The 25,589-nt window shown below is 61.6% G+C and carries 23 protein-coding genes and 1 tRNA gene; 9 read left to right on the top strand and 15 right to left on the bottom strand.

Annotated elements, in window-relative coordinates; translation table 11 throughout:
* Positions 1 to 44: 44 nt before the first annotated feature.
* On the bottom strand, positions 45 to 833 hold the full coding sequence (locus ADU59_RS04830; protein WP_068952154.1) for a YdcF family protein: 789 nt from the start codon (positions 831 to 833) through the stop codon (positions 45 to 47).
* Between the two features lie 173 nt (positions 834 to 1,006).
* Entirely contained in the window at positions 1,007 to 2,191 is a 1,185-nt protein-coding gene (locus ADU59_RS04825; protein WP_068952152.1) for a TMEM43 family protein, read from the bottom strand.
* A 252-nt stretch (positions 2,192 to 2,443) separates the two neighbouring features.
* Between ADU59_RS04825 and ADU59_RS04820 the strand changes: the two genes are divergently transcribed.
* Positions 2,444 to 3,598 (top strand): fumarylacetoacetate hydrolase family protein, encoded by a 1,155-nt coding sequence (locus ADU59_RS04820; RefSeq protein WP_068952150.1) that lies wholly within the window; start codon positions 2,444 to 2,446, stop codon positions 3,596 to 3,598.
* A gap of 100 nt (positions 3,599 to 3,698) precedes the next feature.
* Here ADU59_RS04820 and ADU59_RS04815 read toward each other — a convergent pair whose 3' ends face one another.
* From ADU59_RS04815 to ADU59_RS04775, 9 genes are all read right to left on the bottom strand, one after another.
* Positions 3,699 to 4,259, bottom strand: a complete 561-nt coding sequence (locus ADU59_RS04815; RefSeq protein WP_068952149.1) for a transglutaminase-like cysteine peptidase — start codon at positions 4,257 to 4,259, stop codon at positions 3,699 to 3,701.
* A gap of 293 nt (positions 4,260 to 4,552) precedes the next feature.
* Entirely contained in the window at positions 4,553 to 6,703 is a 2,151-nt protein-coding gene (locus ADU59_RS04810; RefSeq protein ID WP_083198121.1) for a GumC family protein, read from the bottom strand.
* A gap of 138 nt (positions 6,704 to 6,841) precedes the next feature.
* Positions 6,842 to 7,618: a metallophosphoesterase family protein gene (locus tag ADU59_RS04805; protein ID WP_068952145.1), complete on the bottom strand. Its 777-nt coding sequence runs from the start codon at positions 7,616 to 7,618 to the stop codon at positions 6,842 to 6,844.
* Complete coding sequence (locus ADU59_RS04800) at positions 7,615 to 9,024, bottom strand: O-antigen ligase family protein (protein ID WP_068952143.1); 1,410 nt, start codon at positions 9,022 to 9,024, stop codon at positions 7,615 to 7,617. Before ADU59_RS04800 ends, ADU59_RS04805 begins: the two co-directional genes overlap by 4 nt.
* Positions 9,025 to 9,142: 118 nt before the next feature.
* The gene (locus tag ADU59_RS04795) at positions 9,143 to 9,808 is read right to left on the bottom strand and encodes a hypothetical protein (RefSeq protein ID WP_139093143.1); all 666 of its coding nucleotides are present in this window, start codon (positions 9,806 to 9,808) and stop codon (positions 9,143 to 9,145) included.
* A 361-nt stretch (positions 9,809 to 10,169) separates the two neighbouring features.
* Positions 10,170 to 10,586 carry a hypothetical protein gene (locus tag ADU59_RS04790; RefSeq protein ID WP_139093142.1) on the bottom strand — a complete coding sequence of 139 codons (417 nt, stop codon included), beginning with the start codon at positions 10,584 to 10,586 and terminating at the stop codon, positions 10,170 to 10,172.
* 295 nt (positions 10,587 to 10,881) lie between these two features.
* Complete coding sequence (locus ADU59_RS04785) at positions 10,882 to 11,886, bottom strand: NAD-dependent epimerase (protein WP_068952137.1); 1,005 nt, start codon at positions 11,884 to 11,886, stop codon at positions 10,882 to 10,884.
* A 49-nt stretch (positions 11,887 to 11,935) separates the two neighbouring features.
* Positions 11,936 to 13,243 carry a UDP-glucose dehydrogenase family protein gene (locus tag ADU59_RS04780; protein WP_068952613.1) on the bottom strand — a complete coding sequence of 436 codons (1,308 nt, stop codon included), beginning with the start codon at positions 13,241 to 13,243 and terminating at the stop codon, positions 11,936 to 11,938.
* A gap of 160 nt (positions 13,244 to 13,403) precedes the next feature.
* Positions 13,404 to 13,832 carry an OsmC family protein gene (locus ADU59_RS04775; RefSeq protein ID WP_068952135.1) on the bottom strand — a complete coding sequence of 143 codons (429 nt, stop codon included), beginning with the start codon at positions 13,830 to 13,832 and terminating at the stop codon, positions 13,404 to 13,406.
* 271 nt (positions 13,833 to 14,103) lie between these two features.
* On the opposite strand from ADU59_RS04775, the gene ADU59_RS04770 reads away from it, so the two are divergent.
* The 3 genes from ADU59_RS04770 to ADU59_RS04760 all read left to right on the top strand — a co-directional run bounded on the left by ADU59_RS04770 (position 14,104) and on the right by ADU59_RS04760 (position 16,812).
* The gene (locus ADU59_RS04770; RefSeq protein ID WP_068952133.1) at positions 14,104 to 14,937 is read left to right on the top strand and encodes a MetQ/NlpA family lipoprotein; all 834 of its coding nucleotides are present in this window, start codon (positions 14,104 to 14,106) and stop codon (positions 14,935 to 14,937) included.
* 155 nt (positions 14,938 to 15,092) lie between these two features.
* The gene (locus ADU59_RS04765) at positions 15,093 to 16,178 is read left to right on the top strand and encodes a methionine ABC transporter ATP-binding protein (RefSeq protein WP_068952131.1); all 1,086 of its coding nucleotides are present in this window, start codon (positions 15,093 to 15,095) and stop codon (positions 16,176 to 16,178) included.
* On the top strand, positions 16,159 to 16,812 hold the full coding sequence (locus ADU59_RS04760) for a methionine ABC transporter permease (RefSeq protein ID WP_068952129.1): 654 nt from the start codon (positions 16,159 to 16,161) through the stop codon (positions 16,810 to 16,812). Before ADU59_RS04765 ends, ADU59_RS04760 begins: the two co-directional genes overlap by 20 nt.
* Positions 16,813 to 16,816: 4 nt before the next feature.
* Here the strand turns inward: ADU59_RS04760 and ADU59_RS04755 are convergent, their stop codons facing one another.
* The gene (locus ADU59_RS04755; RefSeq protein ID WP_068952127.1) at positions 16,817 to 18,184 is read right to left on the bottom strand and encodes an LLM class flavin-dependent oxidoreductase; all 1,368 of its coding nucleotides are present in this window, start codon (positions 18,182 to 18,184) and stop codon (positions 16,817 to 16,819) included.
* A 219-nt stretch (positions 18,185 to 18,403) separates the two neighbouring features.
* Here ADU59_RS04755 and tauA point away from each other — a divergent pair, with 219 nt between their 5' ends.
* The 3 genes from tauA to ADU59_RS04740 all read left to right on the top strand — a co-directional run bounded on the left by tauA (position 18,404) and on the right by ADU59_RS04740 (position 21,136).
* Positions 18,404 to 19,414, top strand: coding sequence for a taurine ABC transporter substrate-binding protein (gene tauA, locus ADU59_RS04750; RefSeq protein ID WP_068952125.1), 1,011 nt, complete (start codon positions 18,404 to 18,406; stop codon positions 19,412 to 19,414).
* Positions 19,415 to 19,487: 73 nt separating this feature from the next.
* Positions 19,488 to 20,285 carry a taurine ABC transporter ATP-binding protein gene (locus ADU59_RS04745; protein ID WP_068952123.1) on the top strand — a complete coding sequence of 266 codons (798 nt, stop codon included), beginning with the start codon at positions 19,488 to 19,490 and terminating at the stop codon, positions 20,283 to 20,285.
* The gene (locus ADU59_RS04740; RefSeq protein WP_068952121.1) at positions 20,282 to 21,136 is read left to right on the top strand and encodes an ABC transporter permease subunit; all 855 of its coding nucleotides are present in this window, start codon (positions 20,282 to 20,284) and stop codon (positions 21,134 to 21,136) included. Before ADU59_RS04745 ends, ADU59_RS04740 begins: the two co-directional genes overlap by 4 nt.
* A gap of 15 nt (positions 21,137 to 21,151) precedes the next feature.
* On the opposite strand, the gene ADU59_RS04735 is transcribed toward ADU59_RS04740, so the two are convergent.
* The 3 genes from ADU59_RS04735 to ADU59_RS04725 form a co-directional block, all read right to left on the bottom strand.
* A complete protein-coding gene (locus tag ADU59_RS04735) occupies positions 21,152 to 21,931 on the bottom strand; it encodes an SDR family oxidoreductase (protein ID WP_068952119.1) in 780 nt (259 codons plus the stop codon).
* Between the two features lie 123 nt (positions 21,932 to 22,054).
* Positions 22,055 to 22,130: transfer RNA gene (locus tag ADU59_RS04730), tRNA-Ala, on the bottom strand.
* 203 nt (positions 22,131 to 22,333) lie between these two features.
* Entirely contained in the window at positions 22,334 to 22,723 is a 390-nt protein-coding gene (locus ADU59_RS04725) for a TIGR02300 family protein (protein WP_068952611.1), read from the bottom strand.
* Between the two features lie 361 nt (positions 22,724 to 23,084).
* Here ADU59_RS04725 and cmk point away from each other — a divergent pair, with 361 nt between their 5' ends.
* Together cmk and rpsA are read left to right on the top strand one after the other, a co-directional pair.
* On the top strand, positions 23,085 to 23,708 hold the full coding sequence (cmk, locus tag ADU59_RS04720; protein ID WP_068952117.1) for a (d)CMP kinase: 624 nt from the start codon (positions 23,085 to 23,087) through the stop codon (positions 23,706 to 23,708).
* A gap of 128 nt (positions 23,709 to 23,836) precedes the next feature.
* Positions 23,837 to 25,540: a 30S ribosomal protein S1 gene (rpsA, locus tag ADU59_RS04715; protein WP_068952114.1), complete on the top strand. Its 1,704-nt coding sequence runs from the start codon at positions 23,837 to 23,839 to the stop codon at positions 25,538 to 25,540.
* Positions 25,541 to 25,589: the final 49 nt, after the last annotated feature.

Below are 25,589 nucleotides of genomic sequence, written 5' to 3'. Positions count from 1 at the left end.
CATCGAGAAGGACCACAACAGCGCGGTCGCGTCAACGGACTGCGCTATTGCGGGAAAAGCACGTGGGTCCTGCCGCTGAGATAATAGGCGATCAGCCCTGTCCACTCGCGCATCGCCGTTGTCGTCAGTTGGGCATTCAGCGACGGCTGGCTGAAATCGGGGCTGAGGCTGAGCCGTCCGCTGGTACGATAGTCCACCGGCCAGGGCGTCACGGCGATGCCGAGCTTGCGGAACAGCCCGACCGAGCGCGGCATGTGGAAGGCCGAGGTGATGAGGGCGCAGTCCGAAAGCCCGTTAGCCTCGAGCAGCTCCTTGGTATTGGTGGCGTTCTCGAATGTGGTGCGGGATCGGTCCTCGCGGATCAGGCGCTCGGGTGCGATGCCGAAGGTCGAAAAAAAGGTTTCGGCCGCGTGCGCGTCGCCCTCGTACCGGCCACTGAACGAGCCGTCGCCACCGGACACCAGAATGCGCGCCGCCGGGTGGGACTGCGCCAATCTCAGTCCCTCGACGAACCTGTCCGCTGCCTGGTTGAATTCGATACCGCCCCGTGCGGCGATCACCTCGTTCTCGAAGGCGCCGCCGAGGATGATGATGCAGGAAAGATCGGCGGGCAGGCTTGCGGGCCGCGCAATCCGGTTTTCCAGCCCCTGAAGCAGGACGCCGCCGGTGCTGGTAAACAGGGTGAAGAAGAATAAGGTTGCCGCCAGCCCGGACAGAAAACCGAACAGCCGCTTGAAGCCGGCGCCACCGGCAATGTAGCTCGCGATCAGCAGAATGAAGATCAGCGACAGTGGCTGGGCAAGCAGCCAGAGCAGTTTGGATGCGAGAAACATGAGGGGCTGCGATCATATCGTCCGGTGTTGAAGGGGCATGACTGAACGGTAGCAGTCAAAGGCGGGGGAAGCCACCGGCGGGATCGGATAGGGCAAATCCGCTGCGGCGTCCATGACGAGGCAGCTTTTCTGGACAGGAGGCGCGTAGCGCCGATCCATGCGCCGCTTTTGTATCAGGCCCGGCCGAGGGTCGGGGGTGCCTGGACCGGTTGCGCCCTGTTGCGCCTCAGATAGATCAGCCCGGCGGCGAGCAGGATGCCGATGGCGGCGATCGCGATTGCCAGCACCGGGCGGTAGGCGATCCAGGCGATGGCAATGACCAGCGGCCCGAGGATCAGCGTCAGGATGGCGGCGATCACCGAGGTGCCGAAGCCGACGATCGAGCCGATGAAGGGGATGACGTCGGCGATGATGCTGAGGATCGACAGCATCATGACGAAGCCGATGAACATGCCGAGCAGGCCGCCGCCGCGAATGAGCCAGGTGATCAGCGCATTTTCGCTCTGGGCCGCCTCGAACATCTGCGGTGCATCGACATTGCCGGCAGCACTCAGGAACAGTTCGCGCCCGTTGGACGCCTTGTAGCCGGCGATATCGGTGCCCTTCTGCGCGCCGACAAAGCTGGCCTCGGAAATATCTTCGCGGCTGAAGCTGATGCGCAGGTCACCGATGGCCGGGTTCTGCCGGTTCTGCGAGACGTAGATCGTCGTGCCATCGGCCTTGACCGGCTTGTCGGAGCCGATCGCCGATGTCACCTGGCCGATGACATCGGCAGAGAGCTTGACCGGGCTGTCCGTGCCGAGATCCGCAACAGCCTTGCCATCGACTGTGAACGCCCCAAGCGTTGCGGTTTCCACCGTAAAGCGGTCGCTCTCGATCGGCATGTCGGGGTTCTGGTGCTGGTCGCCCTGCTTGAAATCGGAGGAATCGACCCGGCGCGGGCGCCATTCCTTCTTGTAGGAATAGGTGGTGACGGTTTCCTCGCCGCCGCCGAGCGTCTTCTTTGTCTCGCTGCTGCTGTCTTCCACCCACTGGTACATCTCGACCTTGCGATCGATACCGGCGGCCCCTTGCGCCGAAACGCCGAGCGTCGGGTCCTCGGGCGTGCCGTCCGGCTTGACCGGGCCGGAGATATGGACGAGCTTGCCCTCATTGGCCGGATCGACGGTGCCGTTATCGACCGAAACGACGATGCCGGCGCCTTCGGCCAGCGCCCGATAGGTCTGCACGGAGCGGCCTTCGTTCCAGGACAAGAGCCAGATCATCCCGATGATGAGAAGCGGGCCGATGAGGAGGCCGGCAAGGCCGCTTTTCAGCCGCGAAAACCACGATGTCGCTGTTGTTTCGGTAAAGCTCATGTCCCTCAATCCCCATCTGATGCCAGCCGGTTAACGGCCGGGCCGGCACGCTTATTCGCGTTCACCCGTGCTACCAGAAAATCAGTCAAATGAAATATACCCGCCGTCGCCGCGGTGAACCCTCTTTGGGGCATTTCGTGCGATTTCGCGGCATTCGCTTCCGGCAAGCAGCATAGTTCTTACATTTCGCACCTTGCCCGCAAGCCTGCGGCGGCTATCTTGCGGCGGCAGCATAGGGTTGGGAGGGGCGGCATGGCGATCACTGAGGCTTTTGAGACGGGAACGTTCGTGGGGCGCGTCTGGCGGCCCGATGCCGCAGGTCCGGCGCTGGTGGTGCTGCGCGGCGGCGCGCTGTTCGACATCACCTCGAGAGAGGTGCCGACGATGCGCGACCTGCTGGAGCTCGACGATCCGGCCGGGTTTCTGTCGGGCCGGGAAGGCGAGCGCCTCGCCCCGCTGGAAACCGTCATGGCCGGCTCGGTGGAAGCCGCCGGTCACCTTTCGATCCTCCATCTGCTCGCGCCATGCGACCTGCAGGCGGTCAAGGCCTGCGGCGTCACCTTCGCCCGCTCGATGATCGAGCGGGTTATCGAGGAAAAGGCGGCCGGCAATCCGGCGCTGGCCGAAAAGATGCGCGAGCGGGTCACCGCCATTATCGGCGACAGCCTGCGCGACCTGAAGGCGGGATCGCCGGAGGCAGCCAGGGTGAAGGCGGCGCTGATCGAGGAGGGCGTCTGGTCGCAATATCTCGAAGTCGGTATCGGTCCGGATGCGGAGGTGTTTTCCAAGGCGCAGGTTCTGGCTTCCGTCGGCTGGGGTGCCTCGGTTGGCCTGCATCCGATATCCAGATGGAACAATCCGGAGCCGGAGATCGTGCTGGCCGTCGATAGCCGGGGCCGCGTCAAGGGTGCGACGCTCGGCAACGACGTCAACCTGCGCGATGTCGAGGGCCGCTCGGCGCTGCTGCTCGGCAAGGCCAAGGACAACAACGCTTCCTCGTCCATCGGCCCGTTCATCCGGCTGTTCGACGACAGCTATTCGATCGATGACGTGCGCAATGCCGACCTGTCGCTGACCATCAGCGGCCCGGAGGGGTTCGTGCTGAAAGGCGCCAGCACGATGCGGGAAATCAGCCGCGATCCGCTCGATCTGGTGTCCCAGACGATCGGCCGCCATCATCAGTATCCCGATGGCTTCATGTTGTTCATGGGCACATTGTTTGCCCCCGTCGAGGACCGCGATGCGCCGGGGCAGGGGTTCACCCACAAGATCGGCGATGTCGTGACCATCTCGAATGCCGAGCTGGGATCGCTCACCAACACCGTGCGCCTGTCGACGGAATGCCCGCCCTGGACATTCGGTCCTTCGGCGCTGATGCGCAATCTTGCCGCGCGCGGATTGATCTGACGGATACGATCGTATGAAAATGCCGGCAGGGAGAGCCCGGGCTTTCCCTGCCGGCATGTTTTTCTCATCGAAAGAGCGGTGGTTTACCGCTCTATTGCCGTCAGTGCGCCGTCCAGCGGGTCGGATCGGCTGACGCGACATTGAGGAAGCGGTAGCCGGTCTGGTTGCGCTTGACGATCGTCTTGCGCAGGTTGTCGAGGGCAAATTCGCCGGCCGATGTCTTGACCAGCAGGATCGCATGGCCTTCGCCACGCGGGGTGCGGACCACCGCGACGCGCAGTGCGCCGGTCGGGATGCCTGCGCGGATCAGAAAGCTGCGTTTCGTCATGACGTAGTCGTCGCAGTCGCCATAGGCCGGATTGAGCGACCAGACGTCGCGGCGCTCGTTCAGCGGGCGGATGCTGCGGTTGACCGAGCGGTTGACCGAGGCGAGCAGCCCGCGGAGCTTCGAGGTATAGGCGACCTGCGACTTCGAACTCTTGGTGCATTCCTCGATATGATCGAGGCAATAGAGCGAGAAGGCGATCGGCGCCACCGACGTCTGGCGCTGCGCCTTGTAAGTGCCGCGCGCCGAGCCGAGATTGATGGCATAGGCAGAGGAAATGCTGGCTGCGCCAAGGGCGGCGATGGCCGCCAGCGCGATGATTGCTTTCTTGAACATGATCCCGTGTCCCTGTTGTCCGTAGCCTTCTGTCCAAGGCCTTTGTTATGGGACCGAATTCATTTCGGATCAGGCGGAGGGCGCATCATGCTGCGAAACGGAGGTTGCCCGTTTCATCCACCTGTATCATCACGATACACAGCGACATTTTTCGGCGCGCTTAAATGGAAAGATACAATTTTACCGACTTCGAATTTTTTCGAGCGCAAATGCCTGTGGCATAGGGCTTTGCCGGTTTCCGGGTGCCAAAAAGGGGTCGCTGACGGCCCCTTCGGTCCTGCTGCCCGCAAGGATTATTCGGTGTAGTAACCGGAATAGCTGTAGTTGCCCGACATCTTGGCGCGGTCCTGCTGGTTGAGCAGGGTGACGATGCCGGCATTCGGGTTCTTGTTTTCCTTGAGCGCGGCCACGGCCCGCTTGGCACTCGACTGCGAGGTGCTCGCCCATTTGATGACGAAGACGATCATGTCGGCGTGGCGGGAAAGATAGAGGCCATCGACGACCGGCTCGACCGGTGGCGTGTCGAGAATGACGTAGTCGAAATGCTTGCGGGCGCTGGCCAGAATCCGGCCCATCTTGTCGCTCATCACCAGTTCGTCGGTGGCGATATCGCTGCGCCGTCCGCCGAGCAGCACCGTCAGGCTGGACAGGGGATCGCGCATGATCAGCGACGTCAGGGTCGCCGAACTGCGGTCCTGGCGCAGATAGTCGATGAAGTCGTGGTTCGGCTCGAGGTTGAGGTGCTTGTTGACGCTCGGCTTGCGCAGGTCGCAATCGATCAGCAGCGTCCGCTTTCCCGTCAGCGCATAGGCCCGGGCCAGAGACAGCGCCATGGTCGATTTGCCTTCCGCAGGCAGAGCGGACGAAACCATGATGATGGCACCCTCGTCGCTGTCCTGCCGCCTGGGCACGGGGGTTTTTCTCTCCTGCTGGTCGAGTGTCAGGCGAAGCCGCCGCACGCTTTCGCTGAACAGCGAGAGCGGCGCCGTCACCATCAGATCGGCGAGGCTGGATGTGGGGCTTGCCAGCTTGTGATGCTCGTCGCCGGTCGCCTGCCGTGGCGCAATGGCCGAGAGCGGCACTTTCAGCACGGCTTCGATCTGGTTTTCGCTGACGAAACCGCCGATGAAATATTCCCGCAGCACCGCAAGACCGATGCCAAGGCCGACAGCCACCACGAACGCCAGTGACAGGATCAGCCTGCTGTTGGGGAAAGAGGCCGAGGTCGGAACCAGGGCGGCCGAAACGACACGGCTGTCGGGCAGCTGCAGCGACGCTTGCGCATCCAGTTCCTGCAAGCGGGACAGAAGATTCTGGTACTGATTGCGGGCGATCTCGGACGACTGCTGAAGGCTGTAGATTGCGGTCAGCACTTCCGGCGGCAGGTTGCTTTGCAGAACGGTGCTGCGGATTTTCTGGCGAACGTCATTGGCCTGCTGCTGGTAGCCCGCCACCGTCTGCTGCAGGTTGTTGACCTCCTGCGTGGCGGCGCTTGCCAGCGAATTGTCGATCTTGGCAAGTTCCGCCCGCAGGCTGATGGCTTCGGCGCTGTTATCCGCGCTCGAGGCAATGCGGGTGGCGAGCTTTTCGCGCTGGCTCTGCAGTTCGTTGAGTGCATCGGAGCCGAGCTGCGTCACCAGTGTCGAGAAATCCTGCGATTGCAGCGATCGCTGCAGCGTGTCGATGCGGCTCAGCTCTGTAGCGCGCTCGCTGTTGACCTTTTCAAGCTCGGCCCGCAGGTTGGTCAGGCCAAGCGAATTGGTCTGTTTTTCCAGCCTGTCGATATTGTCGGTAATGTAGGAATCGAAGTTTTTCTCGTTCTCGACGATCGCCGCATTGGCCGCGGCGACGCGATTCTGGATCGTATCGCGATTGGTCAAGGTCGCGGTGACCTTGGCGTTGATCTGCTCCTTGATATAGGTCTCGCTCATTGCATTGGCGAGCTTTGCGGCCTTGGCCGGATCCGTCGAAACGACACCGACCGTAATGAGATAGGTCAGGCCGTTGCGGTTGACCGTCACGGCGGACTTGAAGGCGTTGAGGACGCGCGAAAGCGCTTCGTCGCCGGTAGGAGGCGGTGGGAGCGGAATGCGCAGCCAGCTGAGGACCTTGTCTTTGAGGGAAACCTTGATGCCGAACTCGCTGTCGGAGACAAGGTCGTTCTCGCGCACGACATTGAGCAGAATACGATCCGATTTCAGAATGCCGACTTCGCTTTCGACGCGGGAATTGTCGGCATTCGGGTTGGATAGTATATTTTGGGAATCAAGAAGATTTTTTGTGCTGGTGTCGACAAGAACAAGAGATGTAGCGGTGTATTTCGGCGTCAAAGAATATGTAAGGATGAGCGTCAGGATAAGTAGGGTGGCTATCGTTGATAGTATCAGCCAAAGTTGCCGACGTATCAACCCAAGAATGCCTTTGAGGTCAATTTCTGCATCCATTATCGTGCAACCATTATCTTTACGGCTTGCGCCGTTATTGTGAAAATAGAGTTTTAATTTAAATATGCTGCTATGCGGTATAATATCTCAAGTTCTACCAGATTCAGGCCGGGCGACAATTGCGAAATTCAAACAGGCTTAACTGCACTGGATGATCTCTGGCGCATTGCGGCGAGAAAGACGCACTGCGGACAAGATGCCGCTCATATAGGCACCGGTATCGACGTTGATCCGTGCCCGTCCGATCTCGACACCCGCCACGGGCGTGTGGCCGTGGATGGCAATGACGCCATGTGTAGCCACGGCTTTTGCCGACGTGGTGGGGCGTAGCCACAAAAGGTCTGCGTCCTCCTGCTCCGTGAGTGCCACACCGTCGCGAAGCCCGGCATGGACAAAGCAAAATCCGGGTATGCTCAGCAAGGATGGCAGGGATTCGAGAAAGGCGATGTGCTCGCCGGGAATGCGCGCCTGCAAAAGGTTCTTCAGGGCCTGGCGATTGGCTGGCAGCTTGTGCAGGCCATAGGAATAGAGCGTCTCCAGTCCGCCGAACTCCAGCCAGCGATGATCGGACGATGGATTGCGCAGGAAATCGAGCATGACCTCTTCATGGTTGCCGGCAAGGCAGAAGCGCTTGATGTCCGCGCGCGGTTTGCTTGTCAGTCGATCGAGCACGGCGGCCGATTTGGGTCCACGGTCGACATAGTCGCCGAGCATGATCAGCCATTTGGTGCCGGCACGCTTACGGCTGTCTTCGAATATCCGATTTTCCAGGCGGCCGAGAATGTCGTCGCAGCCGTGCACATCGCCGATGGCATAGATGTGATCCGGGCCGCCTTCGAAGAAGAGCTTCTGTCTTTGTGGGGGTACGGGTGTGGCCACGCCGCCGCGCAGGAAATCGAGAATGCTGCGGATCATGGCGCATCCCTGCCGCCGGACTGTCCAAGTTCGAACTGCCGCGCCCAGGCGGTGGCGACAATGGCGACGAAAGCAAAAGTCACGGCTTCGATCTCCAGGCTGAAATCGACCAGCGAATGCACGGCCCCGACAAGCACGACGCCGAGCCCGCATCGCAGAAGCATGTCCTGGCCCGGCGCCTTCATATAGGCGGTGGTCAGTTGCCACAGAATGATCCCGACGATCAGCAACGGCAAGCTGCCGAAGATAAGACCATATTCGGCCCACAGCGCCAGATAGGTGGAATGGGCCTTGTCCCAGACGAGATCGAAGCTGACCGGTGCCTGATGGAACAGCGGATAGGCATATTCGAAACTGTTGCCGCCAAAGCCGAGCAGCGGGCGGGTTTGGATCATGCGGACGACCTGCTCGTAGAGCTGCATTCTGACGTCGGAGGCCTCGCCGACCGTGCCCAGCCGCTCGAGAAAGACCGCGCCATAGCCGAACATGCCTAGGCCGACGAAGACGGGGATGACCAGCAGCAGGACCCAGATGCCGACTCTATTGCCGTTGGCGGTCCGTTTGGCAAGCGCCAGGACGATGGATGCGATCATGCCGCAGCAGGCGGCAAACAGGCCCATGCGCGAGTTCGTCGCCACAAGCGCGATGACGAGGATCAGCCAGCCGAGGCCGATGGTCACGACGCCGCCCTTGCCGAGATAGATGCCCAGGACGGAGCTGTCGCCTTTTCCCGATGGTTTCTCGGTCATCCGTTCGATCATCAGGTTGATGCCCAGCACGCTGCCGAAGGCGAGAAAGGTGGCGAAGGAATTGCGATTGATGAAGCCGCCCATCGCCGAGCCGAAATATTTCCATTTCGGAATGCCGAGGATGGTGTCGCCGAACTGCAGCAGAAACAGCAGCGCGACAATGGCGTGGATGACGATGGCCCAATAGATCAGGTTGATGAAGGTGCGGGCGCGCTGCGGATTGCTGGTGATTTGCAGCACCAGGAAAAACAGGAGGCCATAGGTCCCCCAGCGCGTCAGCGCGAGGATCGTATCGTGCGGCGTCAGGCTGATCGTGTTGACGGCAATGGCGGTATCCGGATCGGCCACGCTGGAAACTGCCGGAGAGAAGGCGCCCAGCGGAAGCACCTGAACAACCATATAGGCGCCGAGAGCGGCAAAGAGAGAAAACAGCACCGGCAGATTGCGGGGCGCGATCCGGAACCGGGCCCCGGACGCCGCCATGCGGCCGAAAAGAACGGCTCCGCAGAGCGAGATCACCATCGACCACAAAAGCCAGAAGGATGGCTTGGTGCTGCCGAAGGCAAGCGGCGAGAGGAAGACGACAAGCAGGATCGGCCACATCATCTGGTTGTTCAGCCGGAACCGGTCGGAATGGTAGCGTGCCGTTTTCTTCATGGTCTCGGGCCCGTCCGCGCAGAGCCGGCGCGAAGGCCTCCCTGCAGGTCTTCGGCGTTGATCTCTGGCGCAGTCCCGATGTCCGGCCGCGATCGGGGGTGGCGAGCGTAAAGCCGGATCATCCTTTGCCCATCGATTTCTTGACGGTTTTCAGAAAGACGATCTGCCGGTCCTGTGGCATCTGCTCGACGACCGCCGTGATCCGCGCCCGGAAATCCGGATTGGAAATATAGCGCTGAGCGATCAGTTGAACGCCCCTTTCGCTGCTGGCAAGCAGCCGCAGATCGGCCTCTTCCGATTTCACTGACTGCGCGTTCAACTGCGGAAAATAGGTTTCCGCCAGATTGACGCGAAGCCGGGCGATCCATTGCTCGTTGGGTCCCGTCAGCTGCGATTGTTGCAGGGCGTCGTTGAAATCCTTATCCGCAAGCAGGCGGGCGGACGCCGCGGCACGCGTAAGCCAGGCGAAGGAGTCCGTCGGTGTCGTGGCAACGATGTCGGCGGCTCGGCTGGCGCATGTCGAGACCACATTGCGCGTCGGTTCTTCGATCATGTCGAGGTTGCTATAGGCCATGGTGATGCGGAAACAGTCCTTCATCGCCAGCGTCTTCGAATAGGAGGACAGGCCGAAATCAAAATTTTCACCGGAAAAGTCATCCGCGGCCAGCGCCTGCTCGATAGGCTTGGCCAGAAACGGTGCCAGTTCGCGCCACAATCCGTAGCCGCTTGCCACCGAAATCAGCAGGCAGCAGGCCATCGCGATCCATTTTCTCTGCTTTACCATGGAGTGCCGTTTCTGGCGGGCCTTAGAGATGTCATTCATACCGCTCAGATGGATGTTTTGCAGCGGAAAAACCCTGCTTCTTCTTAAAAAACAATGGACACCGGATCCTGCCAAATCAGGATCGCGGGTTGACGCTTGCGCCGTCGGGACGGCCGGTCGGGCTGGAAATATGGCTGCAATTGTATTCGAGGGCGTCTACCGGACATCGTATATTTCGATGTCCGGCACGATCTGGCGTCAGCCAAGGTAACCACAGTTCCGTTGCAGTGCGCAAGCCAGTACGGGCAGTCCGCGCGGGTGGCAAAGGAACGGCATAAAAAAAGCGCCCGGGAAGGGCGCCTTCTCCTGAAGGGACGCCAGATCAGCTGGCCGGATCGTCACCGAAGCCGGCATCGCCCAGAGCGGCGGTAGCTGCACCGGGGGTGCCTGCCGCCAGGGCGGCGACGACCTGATCAATGAAGGGGATGGCAGCGGCGGCTGCCGCGCTGAGTCCTGCCTTGGCATCCTCAGCCACGCTGGCGAGCGCCACCGACAATTGAGGATTTGCGATTGCGAGCGCGCCGATCGATTTGACCAGCGCCAAAAGCAGCTTGTCCTTGGCGGGGCCGGCCGGCATCGCATTGATTTCAGCAACAAGAGCCTGAGCCTGCGCAACGCAGGCGCTCGAGCAGCTGGCGAGACCGGAGATTGCCGCGGTCGACGGTGCGGCCTGCGCCGGGACAAAAGAGAGAGAAGCGCAAAGCGCAAGAGTCGAAATCAACAAAGACCGTTTCAGCATTATGAACCCCTATAAAAATGGAATGAAATTGGAGATCGCTATGGCATTAAATATATACTAACCACATTAGGATCTTCTTATGGCCGATGTCAAGGCGTTATCCGGATAACGCTCGGACGCGACTGACAAATTGGCTTCGAACGCCGTTGAATTGTGCATTGCAGCAACGGCAGCGTGTGCGATGCACAGTGCGCCGGGCCGGATGCAAGACGGCGACACCCTTTCTGCGGCGTCAAATACACGCGGCGGATATGCTTGAAAGCGGGCCGGCCAGTCTTGGCCAGGCCCGTCCTGGTCAGGCCGCCGTTATTTCAGCGCGATACCAGTCGACGAAACGTTTCACGCCCTCTTCCACCGAGATGGATGGCGTAAAGCCGGTCAGCGCGTTGAGCAGTTCGGGGGCGGCAAAGGTCCGCGGAACGTCGCCCTGCTGCATCGGCAGCATGGCGCGGATCGCCGGGCGGCCCACAGCCGCCTCGACTGTCTCGACGAAACGCATCAGCTCGACCGGCTGGCCGGCGCCGACATTGACGATGCGGAACGGCGCATGGTGCGAGAGGGTATCGATTGCCTCGACGCGGTTGTCCTGCGCCGGCACCACGTCCATCAACCGGACGATGCCTTCGACGAGGTCGTCGATATAGGTGAAGTCGCGGCTCATGCGGCCTTCGCCGTAGATTTCGATCGGCCGGCCGTTGAGGATGCAATCGACGAACTTGAACAGCGCCATGTCCGGGCGGCCCCAGGGGCCGTAGACGGTGAAGAAGCGGAAGGCCGTTGTCGGCACGCCGTAGAGATGGGCATAGCTGTGCGCCATCAGTTCACTCGATTTCTTGGTGGCGGCATAGAGCGTCATCGGCTCGTCGGCCCGGTCGGTCTCGGCAAACGGGATCTTTTCGTTGGCGCCGTAGATCGAGGAGGTGGAGGCAAGCAGCAGGTGTTTCGGCTGCACGGCCTTGGCCAGTTCCAGGATATTCCAGGAGCCGATCAGGTTGGAATCGACATAGGCCTTCGGATTTTCCAGGCTGTAGCGCACGCCCGCTTGCGCCGCGAGATGGACGATGACGTCGGGTTCGCCGATTTCGGCGGCCTTTTCCAGCGCGCTTCTGTCCTCCAGCATGCCGATCACGGGCCTAAAGCCGTTCGAGCGGGCGAGGATCGCGTGGCGGCGTTCCTTCAGCCGGACATCGTAATAGGGCGTCATGCCGTCGAAGCCGGTCACGAAATGGCCGTCGTCGAGCAGCCGTTTGGCCAGGTGAAATCCGATGAACCCTGCCGTTCCCGTGATCAGATAGCGCATACCGGCTCCTTGCTTGTCTTGTCCGCCCCCAACCGGGACCTGTCGCTGCCTATTCCGGCCGGCCGATGCTGGTATAGGTGAAGCCGTGTTTCGTCACTTCGCCGGACTGGTAGATGTTTCTGAGATCGACGAGGATCGGCGTGTTCATCAGCGTCTTCAGGCGATCCAGATTGAGCGCGCGGAACTCGTTCCATTCGGTAACGATGACGAGCGCATCGGCGCCCTCGGCCGCCTGGTAGGGATTGCCGGCATAGGTGATACCGTCGATCACATGCTTGGCATTGTCCATGCCTTCCGGATCGTAGCCGGTGACGATGGCGCCAGCGTCGGTCAGCGCCTGGATGACGGCAATGGCCGGGCTGTCGCGCATGTCATCGGTATTGGGCTTGAAGGTGAGGCCGAGCACGGCCACCTTCTTGCCGCGCACATCGCCGCCGGCAGCGGCGATCACCTTGCGGCCCATGGCGCGCTTGCGGTTGTCGTTGACGGAAACGACGGTCTCGATCAGGCGCACGGGGCTGTCATGGTCCTGCGCGGTCTTGACCAGCGCCAGCGTGTCTTTCGGAAAGCAGGAGCCGCCATAACCCGGACCGGCATGCAGGAATTTTCCGCCGATACGGCCGTCGAGACCGATGCCGCGGGCAACCTCCTGCACATTGGCGCCGACCTTTTCGCAAAGGTCCGCCATTTCGTTGATGAAGGTGATCTTCATGGCGAGGAAGGCGTTGCCGGCATATTTGATCAGCTCGGAGGTGCGCCGGGTGGTGAAGAGAAGCGGCGACTGGTTGAGATAGAGCGGCCGGTAGACCTCGGTCATCACGCCCCGGGCGCGCTCGTCATTCAGCCCGATGACGATGCGGTCGGGCCGCTTGAAATCGTCGATGGCGGCACCCTCGCGCAGGAATTCCGGATTGGAGACGACGGCGATATCGGCGTCCGGATTGGTTTCGCGCATGATCCGCTCGACCTCGTCGCCGGTGCCGACCGGAACGGTCGACTTGGTGACGATGACGGTGAAGCCGGTCACATGCGCGGCAATCTCGCGGGCGGCATCGTAGACATACGAAAGGTCGGCATGGCCGTCGCCGCGCCGCGAAGGCGTGCCGACGGCGATGAAGATCACGTCGCTCTGCGAGACGCTGGTTGCAAGATCGGTGGTGAAGCTCAGCCGCCCGTCCTTGACGTTCTCGGCCACCAGCTGCTCGAGGCCGGGCTCGAAGATCGGGATGCGCCCGGCCAGCAATGCCTCGATCTTGCCCGCGTCCTTGTCGATGCAGACGACTTCATGGCCGAAATCGGCAAAACAAACGCCGGAGACAAGACCGACATAACCGGCACCGATCATCGTGATTTTCATGACACACTCCAGAATGACATCGCGCACGCGCATCCGGTTTCATACCGGCCCAGTTTCATATTGGCCCATTTTCATGTCGGCCTGGAGCGCGCGTGGCGGCATCCATAGTCAAACACGGGCGCCTTGCCAATGCCGCATGTAAAAGTGGCTTGCCGGCGATCTATCCGCGAACCGTCGTCGAGAGATCGGGATTGCCGCGTATCGTGTTGCTGACGGTGCAGATTTCGTCTTCCGCGGCGCGGGCGATGGCGTGGCGCGTATCGTCATCGATATCGCCCCTGATCGTGAAGACGATATTGAAGTTCCGGATCCTCGAAAGGCCCTCGGTGGCCTTTTCGCCGGTGACCTCGGCGGTGATTTCGCTCAGCCTGTCGAGGACGCCCATCTGGCTCGCGGCGATGCGGGCACTCATCGTCAGGCAGGCCGACAGCGATGCGTAGAGCAGATCGAGCGGGTTGAAGCCCGGTTGCGATGGGCCCGTGACGATCTGAATTTCGCCTCCGGTTGCCGACGTCACATGGGGAAATCCGGTCCGGCCCAGAATGGCGGTTGCCCCCGTCGGTCTCGATTTCGTCTTCACGTCTGCCATCTTTATCCTCGCATTGCCTATCAAATCATCATTCTGACATGGAGTTTGCCTCCATTGAAGGCAATGCCGGTGTCGTCAGGAGGGTAAAACCGGCCGAATTCATTAGTCTATCGTTTTTGTGGAAATTTGTGTCCGAAAACCGCCGGCCCCTTGCAAGAGTTTTCCCGCACGTCATCCGATGAGAGGCGTTCGTACTTCGCCGCCCGCGATTGTTTTTGCGATAGTTCTCCTACTCCGGGGCGATGCCTCATAGAACAGGACGGGACAGACAATGACGAAAAAGACCATCTTTCACACCCTTTCGCGCCGCGCGGCCCTGACCGCTCTTGCCGTTTCCGCAGCTGCCATCGCCGGCTTTGCTGCGCCGTCCGCAAGCTTTGCCGAAGACAAGTCGATCAAGGTCGGCATCATCAGCGGCGAGGACGAGGATGTCTGGCGCGTCGTCACCGCGGAAGCCGCCAAGCAGGGCCTGACGATCGAGACCGTCGTCTTCAATGATTACACCCAGCCGAACGAGGCGCTGGAACGCGGCGAAGTCGATGCCAATGCCTTCCAGCATCAGCCCTATCTCGACAACCAGATCAAGCAGCACGGCTATCATATCGTCAAGGTCGGTTATACCGGCGTCTGGCCGATCGGCCTTTACACCAAGAAGTTCAAGACAATCGCCGAGCTGCCGGAAGGGGCCGTGATCGGCGTGCCGAACGACCCGTCGAACGAGGGCCGGGCGCTGCGCGTGCTGCAGAACGAGGGCATCATCAAGCTCAAGGACGGCACCGGTATCCTGGCGACCATCGCCGATATCGTTGAAAATCCGAAGAAGGTCGAAATCAAGGAACTGGACGCCGGCGTTGTCGGCCGCGCGATCGAGGACCTCGACGCCGCCGTCGTCAACACCGACTGGGCGTTGAAGAGCGGACTTTCGCCGGCCGAGCGCATCGCCCAGGAGCCGGTCGATGACAATCCTTACCGCAACTTCATCGCTGTGAAGGCCGGCAACGAGAACGAAGCCTGGGTGAAGACGCTGGTCTCTTCCTATCAGAACGATACTGTCAAGGCGGAGTTCGACAAGGTCTACAAGGGCACCGGCATCAGCGCCTATTGATCGGCATCTCGCTCAGAATTGAGGGTTACCAAAACCGGGCGGCTCTGGCATTCATTTGCCAGGGCCGCCTTGGGCGTTGGTAGGGGCGCCGAAAATCAAACACTGAAAACCAAGCGCCCAAAATCAAGCGCCCAAAACCAAGCGAGGGACATGGCATGAATTCTTTTGTTTCCGCGTCAACGATCGCGGTGCCGCCAGAAGCGGAGGCCGAGGAGGTCGTTCGTCTGACGGACGTCCGGCGCCGGTTCGGAACGACGCCGGCGCTGGACGGCGTATCGCTGACCGTGCGCAAGGGCGAGATCCTGGGGCTCATCGGCCGCAGCGGCGCTGGAAAGTCGACGCTGATCCGTTGCCTCAATGGTCTGGAACAGGCCGATAGCGGCGAAGTCCATATCGAGGGCCGCAGGATCACCGGCCTGAGCGAAAAGGACCTGCAGCCGCTGCGCCGCCGCATCGGCATGATCTTCCAGCATTTCAACCTGCTGTCGGCAAAGACGGTGGAGGAAAACGTCGCACTGCCATTGAAGATCGAAGGCCTCGGCAAGGCCGAACGCCTGAAGCGCGCCGCCGAACTGCTCGAACTTGTGGGGCTTGCAGACAAGGCCAAGGCCTATCCGTCGTCGCTCTCCGGCGGCCAGAAGCAGCGCGTCGGCATCGCCCGCGCGCTTGCCGCAAGACCAGCGTTGCTGCTGTCGGACGAAGCCACCTCGGCGCTCGATCCGGAAACGACGCGGTCGATTCTCGCGCTGTTGAAGGACATCAACCGCAAGCTCGGTCTCACCATCCTGCTCATTACCCATGAGATGGAAGTGGTGCGCAGCGTCGCCGATCGCGTCGCGGTCATCGATGCCGGCCGCATCGTCGAGGAAGGGCCGGTCTGGTCGGTCTTTGCCGATCCGCAGGCGCCGATCACCCAAAGCCTGCTCGGCGGCATCCGCCCGCAGCTGCCCGACTATATCGCGGCACGGCTGTCGCCGCTATCCGGGCCTGAGCAGATCCTCAGCGTCGACATGGCCGGCCCGGCAGCGCAAGGCGCGCTGTTCGCCGACCTCTCGCAGGCGTTGCCGCAGTCCTTCCGCCTCGTCCATGGCGGTATCGATCACATCCAGAACCAGCCGGTGGCGCGGTTCTTCATTGCCGTTCCGACGCGCGATTCCACGCTGCCGGAAAAGGTCCAGCAATTTCTGAAAGCCCGCGGCGCGCGGGTGGAGGTGCTTGGTTATGACACCGATCATGCTTGAACTGCTGTTTCGCTCCCTTTGGGAAACGATCCTGATGACCGCCGCTTCCGGCCTCATCTCGCTGGTGGCCGGTCTGCCGCTGGGGCTGGCGCTGGTCGCCACCAGCCGTGGCGGCATTGCCGAAAAGCCCTGGCTGAACAGCCTGCTCGGCGCCATCGTCAACGGCTTCCGCTCGGTGCCCTTCATCATCCTTCTGGTGGCGCTGATCCCGCTGACACGGCTGATCGTCGGCACGGCGCTCGGCACCTGGGCGGCGATCGTACCGCTGGCCATTGCCGCCACGCCCTATTACGCGCGCATTGCCGAAGTGTCGCTGCGCGAGGTCGATCGCGGCCTGATCGATGCCGTGCGCGCCATGGGCGGCAATCGCTGGACCATCATCCGCGAGGTGCTGGTGCCGGAAGCGCTGCCGGGCATCGTCGCCGGCTTCACGGTGACGCTGGTAACCCTGATCGGTGCATCCGCCATGGCCGGTGCCATCGGGGCCGGCGGCCTCGGCGATCTCGCCATCCGCTATGGCTACCAGCGTTTCGAGACGACGGTGATGATCGCCGTGGTGATCGTGCTGATCGTCCTCGTCTGCGGCATTCAATGGCTCGGCGACCGCCTGGTCGCCAGACTGGATCGTCGATAGCCGGCTAAGCGTTGCGGAACCTGAATGCGGCGGCGGGATGTGAGGCAGGCAGTCTCCCGTTCTCGCTGCCGAACAGCTTTTGCCGCAGTGGCCCCTCTGCGTAATCGGCCTTGAACAATCCGCGCTCCTGCAGCACCGGTATCACCAGATCGACGAAATCCCTCAGGCTTTCGGGCGCCACCGTTCGGGCCAGATTGAAGCCGTCAATGCCGGCGTCGTCGATCCACCTCTGCAGGTGATCGGCGATCTGTTCCGGCGATCCGATCACCGGCCTTATCCGGCTGCCGAGCACCATCTGTTCGGTGATCTGCCGCACCGTCACAGGTTTCGCCGCCTGTCCGGTAATCACGGCCAGGGCTGACTGGTTGGCATTGGTGGTCAGCTGCCCGATCGGCTCATCCAGCCCGTATGTCGAAAGATCGATACCGATCGAGCTGGAGTAATGCGCCAGCGAAGCCTTAATGCTGGCATGACGGCGATAGTCCTCCAGCTTGTCCTGCGCTTCTTTCTCCGTCCGTCCGACGACGACCGTCAAAAGGTTGAGGATGCGCAAGGCATCGCCACCCCGGCCGAACTCCACAGCTTTCCGGCGCAAGCCGTCGACGATCGGTCTGGCCGCCTGCGGTGTGGCGCTGGCAATGAACACGCATTCGGCGTGTTTTCCCGCAAAGTCCTGGCCACGTGCCGAGGCGCCAGCCTGAAACAGCAGCGGCGTGCGCTGCGGCGAGGGCTCGCTCAGGTGAATGCCCTCCATCTTGTAGTAGGAACCGTCATGCTTCACGGCACGCACCTTGGAGGGATCGGCAAACATCCGCCCCGCCTTGTCGCGCAGCACCGCGTCGTCGTCCCAGCTGCCTTCCCAGAGCTTGTAGAGGACTTGGAGATAGTCCTCCGCCGCATCGTAGCGGGCGTCATGCTCCGGCTGGCGTTCCAGCCCCATGCTGCGGGCTGCACTGTCGAGATAGCCGGTCACGATGTTCCAGCCGATCCGCCCCTTGGTCAGGTGATCCAGCGTCGACATGCGCCGCGCCAGCAGGAACGGCTGTTCATAGGTCGTGTTGACCGTCACCCCGAAGCCGAGATGTTTGGTCACATGTGCCATGGCGGAAATTGGAATGAGCGGATCGTTGACCGGGATCTGTGCGCCCGTCTCGATCACCGGTGCCGGACTTTTCTTGTAGACGTCATAGACCCCCACGATATCGGCCAGAAACAGCCCGTCGAGCTTGCCGCGCTCCGCGGTCATGGCCAGATCCGTCCAGTAGTCGAGATCGGTATAGCGCATCGACTGGTCGCGCGGATGCGTCCACAGCCCGTGATTGATATGCCCGACGCAGTTCATGTCGAAGGCGTAGATCTGCATTGTCTTCATCCTGCCGTCCTCATGTCTTTCGAGCTCACCGAAGGTCCATTCCTGCATCGACCGAGAAACGACCCGAGCTGTATCGTATTTTAGAACGACATTACGCAAGTATGCAGAAATCGGGAATTTTTTATCTCTATAAATTCTATGAATTTTACAATGATTATACAACATTCCACCGGACAGTTCGGGGCGGAATGCTCTTTGAACCATTGCCGGGAGAGGGACATGACAATTAACCGCCGCCGCCTTTTGGGAACTGCCAGCTTGGCCGTTCTCGCCCTGACCACCTATAGCAATTTTTCCTACGCCGCCGATGTCAACGTCAATATCGGCTATCAGCCGATCGTCGAGCCGTCGCGCGTGCCGCAGGCTGACGGCACCTATGAAAAGGTCACCGGCGCCAAGATCAACTGGCAGAAATTCGACGGCGGTGCCGATGTGATCGCCGCGATCGCCTCCGGTTCGCTCGATATCGGTTATGTCGGCTCATCGCCGCTGGCCGCCGCCGCCAGCCGTGAAATCCCGATCGAGACGATCTTCGTCGTCGGCCTGATTTCGGAAGCCGAAGCGTTGGCCGTCAAGGACATCGACAAGCCGGAAGGCCTCGCCGGCAAGAAGATCGCCACCCCCTTCGTCTCGACCGCCCATTACAGCCTGCTGACGGCGCTGAAGCACTGGAAGGTCGATCCGAAGTCGGTCGAAATCCTCAACCTGCGGCCGCCGGAAATCGCCGCTGCCTGGGAACGCGGCGATATCGATGGCGCCTATGTCTGGGATCCGGTCCTGTCGCAGCTGAAGAAAACCGGCACCGTCCTCGCCACTTCGGCCGATGTCGCCACATGGGGCGGACCGACCTTCGATGCCTGGATCGTCAGCAAGAAGTTCGCCGAAGAACACCCGGATATCGTCACCGGCTTCGTTCAGGTGACGGGCAAGGCCTATGCGTCTTACCTCGCCAATCCCGACAGCTGGAATGCCACGTCGCCGGAAGCCGAAAAGATCGCCAAGCTTACCGGCGCAAAGGCCGAGGAAGTGCCGGCGCTCCTGAAGGGCTATCACTTCCCGTCGCTTGAAGAACAGGCTGGAGCCGATCTCCTGGGTGGTGGCACGGCAAAGGCAGTGGCCGAAACCTCGGCCTTCCTGCTGGAGCAGGGCAAGATCCCGGCCGTCCTGTCGGATTATTCGCCCTACGTCTCCTCGCGCTGGGTCGTCGAAGCCGCCAAGGCCGGTCTTTAACCAGCAAAGCGTCTCTAACCAACGAAGCGCTGGACCCTTTGGCGTTCCAGCGCTTCAAACCATCGGTGTGATCATGAGCGTGCTGTCGCTGCAATCCGTCTCCCTTGCCTTTCCGGTCGACCGCGATATCAGTCAGACGCGGCTTGTGCTGGATGGCATCACGCTGCATCTCGCCTCGGATGAGTTCATCGCCGTCATCGGCCGTTCCGGCTCCGGCAAGACCAGCCTTCTCAATCTCGCCGCCGGTTTCCTGAAGCCCACATCCGGCCGTGTCTCCGTCGATGGCGAGGACATCACCGGGCCGGGTGCCGATCGGGCCGTGGTGTTCCAGGACGATGCGCTCTACCCCTGGCTCAACGCGCGCGACAATGTCGCCTTTCCGCTGAAGCTGCGGGGTATCGCCAAGGGTGAACGCCGGCTTCGGGCCGACGATCTGCTCGCCAAGGTCGGTCTGGAAAACGCCGGCGCCAAGAATATCTGGGAACTCTCCGGCGGCATGCGCCAGCGCGTCGGCATCGCCCGTGCGCTGGCCTCCGATCCGCGTTTCCTGCTGCTGGACGAACCGCTGGGCGCGCTCGATGCGCTGACCCGCGCCCGCCTGCAGCAATTCCTGCTCAAGGTCTGGTCGGACAGCAAGACGGGCGCACTTCTGATCACCCACAGCATCGAGGAAGCCATGCTGCTCGCCACCCGCGTCGTCGTGCTGGCGCCCAATCCCGGCCGGATCGTCGCCGATATCCCGGCCGGCTTCGGCCGGCAGTTGCTGTCAGGCAAATCGGTACAGGACATCAAGGATACACCCGAATACAGGCGTCTGCATGATGGGCTCACCGGGCTCATCCACGCGGATGCGCAGGAGGATGCGGCATGACCATCGACGCCGGTATCATCGCGCCCACAGCGCCGGTCGAAATCCAGTCTGACGCCGGCAAGCCTGAAGCCGGCAAGTCGGGGCGCAGCCGCGGCACGTTGGCGATCTCGCTGGCGACGATCGCTGTCATCCTCGCCGCCTGGAGCCTGGCCTCGGCCTACGGCGTCGTCTCGCTGCTCTTTTTGCCGTCGCCGCTTATCGTGCTGAAGGCGATCTACAATGTCGCGGTCAACGGTTTCGTCGATTCGACGCTGGCGCAGCACACGTTCGCCAGCCTGCTGCGCATCTTCGCAGCCCTTGCCGCCTCGCTCGTCATCGGCATTCCGGCTGGCCTTGCCCTCGGCGCCAGCCGCATCGGCAAGGGCATCCTGGATCCGATCGTCGAGTTCCTGCGGCCGCTGCCGCCGCTTGCCTATCTGCCGCTGATCATCATCTGGATTGGCATCGGCGAAGCCTCGAAGATCACCGTCATCTCGCTCGCCATGCTGCCGCCGATCATCCTGTCGACGGCTGCCGGCGTCAAATCGGCACCCGCCGACTTCGTCAACGCCGCCCGCTCCTTCGGCGCCAGCCGGCTGCAGGTGCTGCTGCATGTGATTTTCCCCAGCGCCATCCCCTCGATCCTGACCGGCACCCGCATCGCGCTCGGCGCCGGCTGGTCAACGCTGGTGGCGGCCGAACTGGTGGCGGCAAGCCGCGGCCTCGGCTTCATGATCCAGTCGGCCGCCCAGTTTCTCGTCACCGACATCGTCATCGCCGGCATCATCGTGATAGCCGCGATCGCATTCCTGCTGGAAATCCTGGCGCGGCTGCTGGAGCGCTGGTTCGTGCCCTGGGCGGCGCATCGCTGAGGAGCGGCGATCAGCCTAAAGCATCGAGTGGCTGAGACCGCCGTCGATCGGCAGCGCGACACCGGTTATGTAGGCCGCCTGACGGCTGGCAAGAAACGCCGCCGCCGCGCCGAACTCGGCCGGAGTGCCATAGCGGCCGATCGGAATGTCCGACTGGCTGCGCGCCGCAACCGTTTCCAGGCTCAGTCCTTCGCTCTCGGCGTCCATCCGGTCGAAGCTGAGCGTTCGGTCCGTTGCCAGACGGCCGGGGAGAAGCATGTTGACGGTCACGCCGTCGGCCGCCACCTCCCGGGCCAGCGTCTTCATCCAGCCCGCAACGGCGCTACGCAGGGCATTGGAGGCGGTCAGGCCCGGGATCGGCTCGCGGATGCTGGTGGAGGCGACAGCCATGATCCGGCCCCAGCCACGCTGCCGCATGGTTGGCAGCAGCCTGTTGGTGATGCGCATGCCCGCCAGCACCATCGTATCGAACTGGGCCCGCCAGAAGGCCGGGTCGATTTCTGCCGCAAGACTGGGCGGCGGTCCGCCACCGTTCAGCACCAGGATGTCGATGGCGCCGAAGCCGCTCGCCAGCTGGTCCAGAAACGGATCGATGCCGCCAGCATCTGCAAGATCCAGCGCCAGACCTTTGGCCGAATCACCGATTTGCGCCGCGCTCCGCTCTGCCGTCGCCTGATCGCGCCCGGTCAGGATGACGCCAACGCCTTCGGCGGCCAGCGCCTCGGCGATGCCGCGCCCCAACCCCTTGCTGCCGCCGAGAACGAGTGCCTGTTTACCGTTGATCCCGAGATCCATGATTTTCTTCTCAATGTCGATGATTCAGGCGACGTTTGGAGCGCGCAGGCGGCCATTAGTCAATGGCCCGAATACAATCGGTACGCGTTCAATGCCGGTAAAAACAAAAAGAGAGAAGAGTAATGGTGGAGCTAAGCGGGATCGAACCGCTGACCTCTTGCATGCCATGCAAGCGCTCTCCCAGCTGAGCTATAGCCCCATTATGGGTCCGGCAGTGCCGGTTCCGGGAAGTCCGTCCGAACTGTTCGTCCGGTCGGGTGGCGGCTTCATACGTCTGCTTTCTGCAGATGGCAAGCCGAAAAAGACAAAGGGCGAAATTTTTCTGAAGTGAGCCCGGAGCCTTGCGTCCGCGTGATGGGAGAAAACCCCGCGCGGACGCCATTTGCGTGATTTATGAGAGGTTTAGACCTCGTCGTCGTCGTCCGAAACGCCGATCAGGTCGGACAGGCCGTCCTCGTCGTCTTCATCGGCCTCGAGGAAGGTGTCGTCGTCGTCGCCTTCGATCTCGACGTCATCGTCGCCCAGATCCGGAATGTCGTCGCCGCCGGCTGCTTCGCTGTCGGCATCCTCGAGCGAAACCAGTTCGACTTCGGTGTTCTCCGCGTCGACTTCCTGGACCTCGTCCTCCTCGGCAGCCTTCTCCATGACCTTGGCGACGGATGTTTCCTCGAAGAAGGACAGGGGATAGGATTTGCCGGTATAGGGAGAAACGATCGGATCCTTGTTCAGGTCGTAGAATTTACGGCCTGTCTCCGGATCGATGCGTTTTGTTCCAAGTTCCGCTTTTGCCACAGTCAAAGCCTCTTGAATGGCCGGGGTTACCGGCATTTGCCGGAATACCGGCGTTGAACGTAAAAAGAATTAGCCGGTCCCCATAATGGTCTTGGCCTGTTCTGTCAAAGCCTAACTTTCCGATCTCCCGCCCACGCGGGCAAGAGGGCTGCCGGATGGTCATTTTTACCATGCAAAGCCCGATATTGTGCCTGTACCTGGGGTGCGTGCGCGAGAAGGTCAATGATCGGCATGATGTTCTATAATGTGCGAGAGGGGGCGGGTATGGGCTGTTGACGTTGCTCTTGCTGCATTGGCATTTCGCGCCAGTTTCCGCTAACTGTGCCGGATATTTGAGAAGAGCAGTTCTGAAGGACATTCCATGATCATCGCCATCGATGGACCCGCGGCGGCGGGCAAGGGGACCTTGTCGCGCCGGATCGCCGGGGAATACGGGTTTCATCATCTCGACACCGGCCTGACCTATCGCGCCACGGCCAAGGCGCTGCTCGATGCCGGCCTGCCGCTCGACGACGAAACCATTGCCGAGCAGATGGCGCGGGACGTGGAGCTTGCCGGGCTCGACCGCGGCGTGCTGTCGGCGCATTCGATCGGCGAGGCGGCCTCAAAGATTGCGGTCATGCCGCTGGTGCGTCAGGCTCTGGTCGAAACCCAGCGCGCCTTTGCCGTCCGTGCGCCCGGAACGGTGCTCGACGGCCGCGATATCGGCACGGTCGTCTGCCCGGATGCGCCGGTGAAGCTCTATGTCACGGCATCGGCCGAGGTGCGTGCGCGCCGCCGCTTCGACGAGATCGTCGGCAACGGCACGCCGGCTGATTTTCTCGAGGTCCTGGCCGATATCGTCAAGCGCGACGAGCGCGACATGGGACGGGCCGACAGCCCGCTGCGCCCGGCCGCCGATGCGCACTTGCTAGATACGTCCGAAATGAGTATAGAGGCCGCATTCTTGGCGGCAAAGACCATCATCGATGCCGCATTGAAATAATGAAATAGTCCGAACCACCATCCCCGCGCCGGATTTGCTCCTCATCTGAATGGAGCGGATGGTTTTCGGACCTGTCAACGCTAACCCCCGGCGCCTGTGCCCCATATGAAGGCACATCAGGAGTATTCATGTCTCAAGCTAACCCCACCCGCGACGATTTTGCCGCGCTGCTGCAGGAATCCTTTGCCACGCAGGATCTTGCCGAAGGCTACGTCACCAAGGGTATCGTAACGGCCATCGAGAAGGACGTCGCAATCGTTGACGTCGGCCTCAAGGTCGAAGGCCGCATCGCTCTGAAGGAATTCGGCGCGAAGGCCAAGGACGGCACGCTGAAGGTCGGCGATGAAGTCGAAGTTTATGTCGAGCGCATCGAAAATGCGATGGGCGAAGCTGTTCTGTCGCGCGAGAAGGCTCGCCGCGAGGAAAGCTGGATCCGTCTCGAAGTCAAGTTCGAAGCCGGCGAACGCGTCGAAGGCGTCATCTTCAACCAGGTCAAGGGTGGTTTCACCGTCGATCTGGATGGTGCCGTTGCCTTCCTGCCGCGCTCCCAGGTCGACATCCGTCCGATCCGCGACGTCACCCCGCTGATGCACAACCCGCAGCCCTTCGAAATCCTCAAGATGGACAAGCGCCGCGGCAACATCGTGGTTTCGCGCCGCACGGTTCTCGAAGAATCGCGTGCTGAACAGCGTTCGGAAATCGTCCAGAACCTCGAAGAAGGCCAGGTTGTTGACGGCGTCGTCAAGAACATCACCGATTACGGTGCGTTCGTTGACCTCGGCGGCATCGACGGCCTGCTGCACGTCACCGACATGGCATGGCGCCGCGTCAACCATCCGTCGGAAATCCTGAACATCGGCCAGCAGGTCAAGGTTCAGATCATCCGCATCAACCAGGAAACCCACCGCATCTCGCTCGGCATGAAGCAGCTCGAGTCGGATCCTTGGGATGGCATCGGTGCCAAGTACCCGGTCGGCAAGAAGATCTCCGGTACCGTCACCAACATCACCGACTACGGTGCATTCGTAGAGCTGGAGCCGGGCATCGAAGGCCTGATCCACATCTCCGAAATGTCCTGGACCAAGAAGAACGTACACCCCGGCAAGATCCTGTCCACGACGCAGGAAGTCGACGTTGTCGTTCTCGAAGTCGACCCGACCAAGCGCCGCATCTCGCTCGGCCTCAAGCAGACGCTCGAGAATCCGTGGCAGGCATTCGCGCACAGCCATCCGGCTGGCACGGAAGTTGAAGGCGAAGTCAAGAACAAGACCGAATTCGGCCTGTTCATCGGTCTCGACGGCGACGTTGACGGCATGGTGCATCTCTCCGACCTCGACTGGAACCGTCCGGGCGAACAGGTCATCGAAGAGTTCAACAAGGGCGACGTCGTCAAGGCTGTCGTTCTGGATGTGGACGTCGAAAAGGAACGCATCTCGCTCGGCATCAAGCAGCTCGGCAAGGATGCGGTCGGCGACGCCGCTGCATCGGGCGATCTGCGCAAGAACGCCGTTGTCTCGTGCGAAGTCCTGGCCGTCAACGACGGTGGCATCGAAGTGAAGCTCGTCAACCACGAAGACCTCACCTCGTTCATCCGCCGTGCCGATCTGTCGCGTGACCGCGACGAACAGCGTCCGGAGCGTTTCTCCGTTGGTCAGGTTGTCGACGCCCGCGTCACCAACTTCTCCAAGAAGGACCGCAAGGTCATGCTGTCGATCAAGGCACTGGAAATCGCTGAAGAGAAGGAAGCCGTCGCACAGTTCGGTTCGTCCGACTCGGGCGCTTCGCTCGGCGACATCCTGGGCGCAGCCCTGAAGAACCGCGGCGGCGAATAAGCCTTAGCCGTTGGAATGAAAGAGCCCGCGGAAAGCGATTTCCGCGGGC

Origin of the sequence: Pararhizobium polonicum (assembly GCF_001687365.1) — a bacterium.
Lineage (GTDB): Bacteria > Pseudomonadota > Alphaproteobacteria > Rhizobiales > Rhizobiaceae > Pararhizobium > Pararhizobium polonicum.
This window is presented reverse-complemented; position numbering and strand designations above follow the sequence as displayed.

Coding starts and splice junctions, on each gene's coding strand:
- ADU59_RS04745 (WP_068952123.1), top strand. CDS start 19,488: ATGAGCGTGCTGTCGCTGCAATCCGTCTCCCTTGCCTTTCCGGTCGAC.
- ADU59_RS04775 (WP_068952135.1), bottom strand. CDS start 13,832: ATGGCAGACGTGAAGACGAAATCGAGACCGACGGGGGCAACCGCCATT.
- ADU59_RS04810 (WP_083198121.1), bottom strand. CDS start 6,703: ATGGATGCAGAAATTGACCTCAAAGGCATTCTTGGGTTGATACGTCGG.
- ADU59_RS04770 (WP_068952133.1), top strand. CDS start 14,104: ATGACGAAAAAGACCATCTTTCACACCCTTTCGCGCCGCGCGGCCCTG.
- ADU59_RS04780 (WP_068952613.1), bottom strand. CDS start 13,243: ATGAAAATCACGATGATCGGTGCCGGTTATGTCGGTCTTGTCTCCGGC.
- ADU59_RS04735 (WP_068952119.1), bottom strand. CDS start 21,931: ATGGATCTCGGGATCAACGGTAAACAGGCACTCGTTCTCGGCGGCAGC.
- ADU59_RS04740 (WP_068952121.1), top strand. CDS start 20,282: ATGACCATCGACGCCGGTATCATCGCGCCCACAGCGCCGGTCGAAATC.
- ADU59_RS04765 (WP_068952131.1), top strand. CDS start 15,093: ATGAATTCTTTTGTTTCCGCGTCAACGATCGCGGTGCCGCCAGAAGCG.
- cmk (WP_068952117.1), top strand. CDS start 23,085: ATGATCATCGCCATCGATGGACCCGCGGCGGCGGGCAAGGGGACCTTG.
- ADU59_RS04820 (WP_068952150.1), top strand. CDS start 2,444: ATGGCGATCACTGAGGCTTTTGAGACGGGAACGTTCGTGGGGCGCGTC.
- ADU59_RS04790 (WP_139093142.1), bottom strand. CDS start 10,586: ATGCTGAAACGGTCTTTGTTGATTTCGACTCTTGCGCTTTGCGCTTCT.
- ADU59_RS04805 (WP_068952145.1), bottom strand. CDS start 7,618: ATGATCCGCAGCATTCTCGATTTCCTGCGCGGCGGCGTGGCCACACCC.
- tauA (WP_068952125.1), top strand. CDS start 18,404: ATGACAATTAACCGCCGCCGCCTTTTGGGAACTGCCAGCTTGGCCGTT.
- rpsA (WP_068952114.1), top strand. CDS start 23,837: ATGTCTCAAGCTAACCCCACCCGCGACGATTTTGCCGCGCTGCTGCAG.
- ADU59_RS04830 (WP_068952154.1), bottom strand. CDS start 833: ATGTTTCTCGCATCCAAACTGCTCTGGCTGCTTGCCCAGCCACTGTCG.
- ADU59_RS04825 (WP_068952152.1), bottom strand. CDS start 2,191: ATGAGCTTTACCGAAACAACAGCGACATCGTGGTTTTCGCGGCTGAAA.
- ADU59_RS04755 (WP_068952127.1), bottom strand. CDS start 18,184: ATGAAGACAATGCAGATCTACGCCTTCGACATGAACTGCGTCGGGCAT.
- ADU59_RS04815 (WP_068952149.1), bottom strand. CDS start 4,259: ATGTTCAAGAAAGCAATCATCGCGCTGGCGGCCATCGCCGCCCTTGGC.
- ADU59_RS04785 (WP_068952137.1), bottom strand. CDS start 11,886: ATGCGCTATCTGATCACGGGAACGGCAGGGTTCATCGGATTTCACCTG.
- ADU59_RS04795 (WP_139093143.1), bottom strand. CDS start 9,808: ATGGTAAAGCAGAGAAAATGGATCGCGATGGCCTGCTGCCTGCTGATT.
- ADU59_RS04760 (WP_068952129.1), top strand. CDS start 16,159: ATGACACCGATCATGCTTGAACTGCTGTTTCGCTCCCTTTGGGAAACG.
- ADU59_RS04800 (WP_068952143.1), bottom strand. CDS start 9,024: ATGAAGAAAACGGCACGCTACCATTCCGACCGGTTCCGGCTGAACAAC.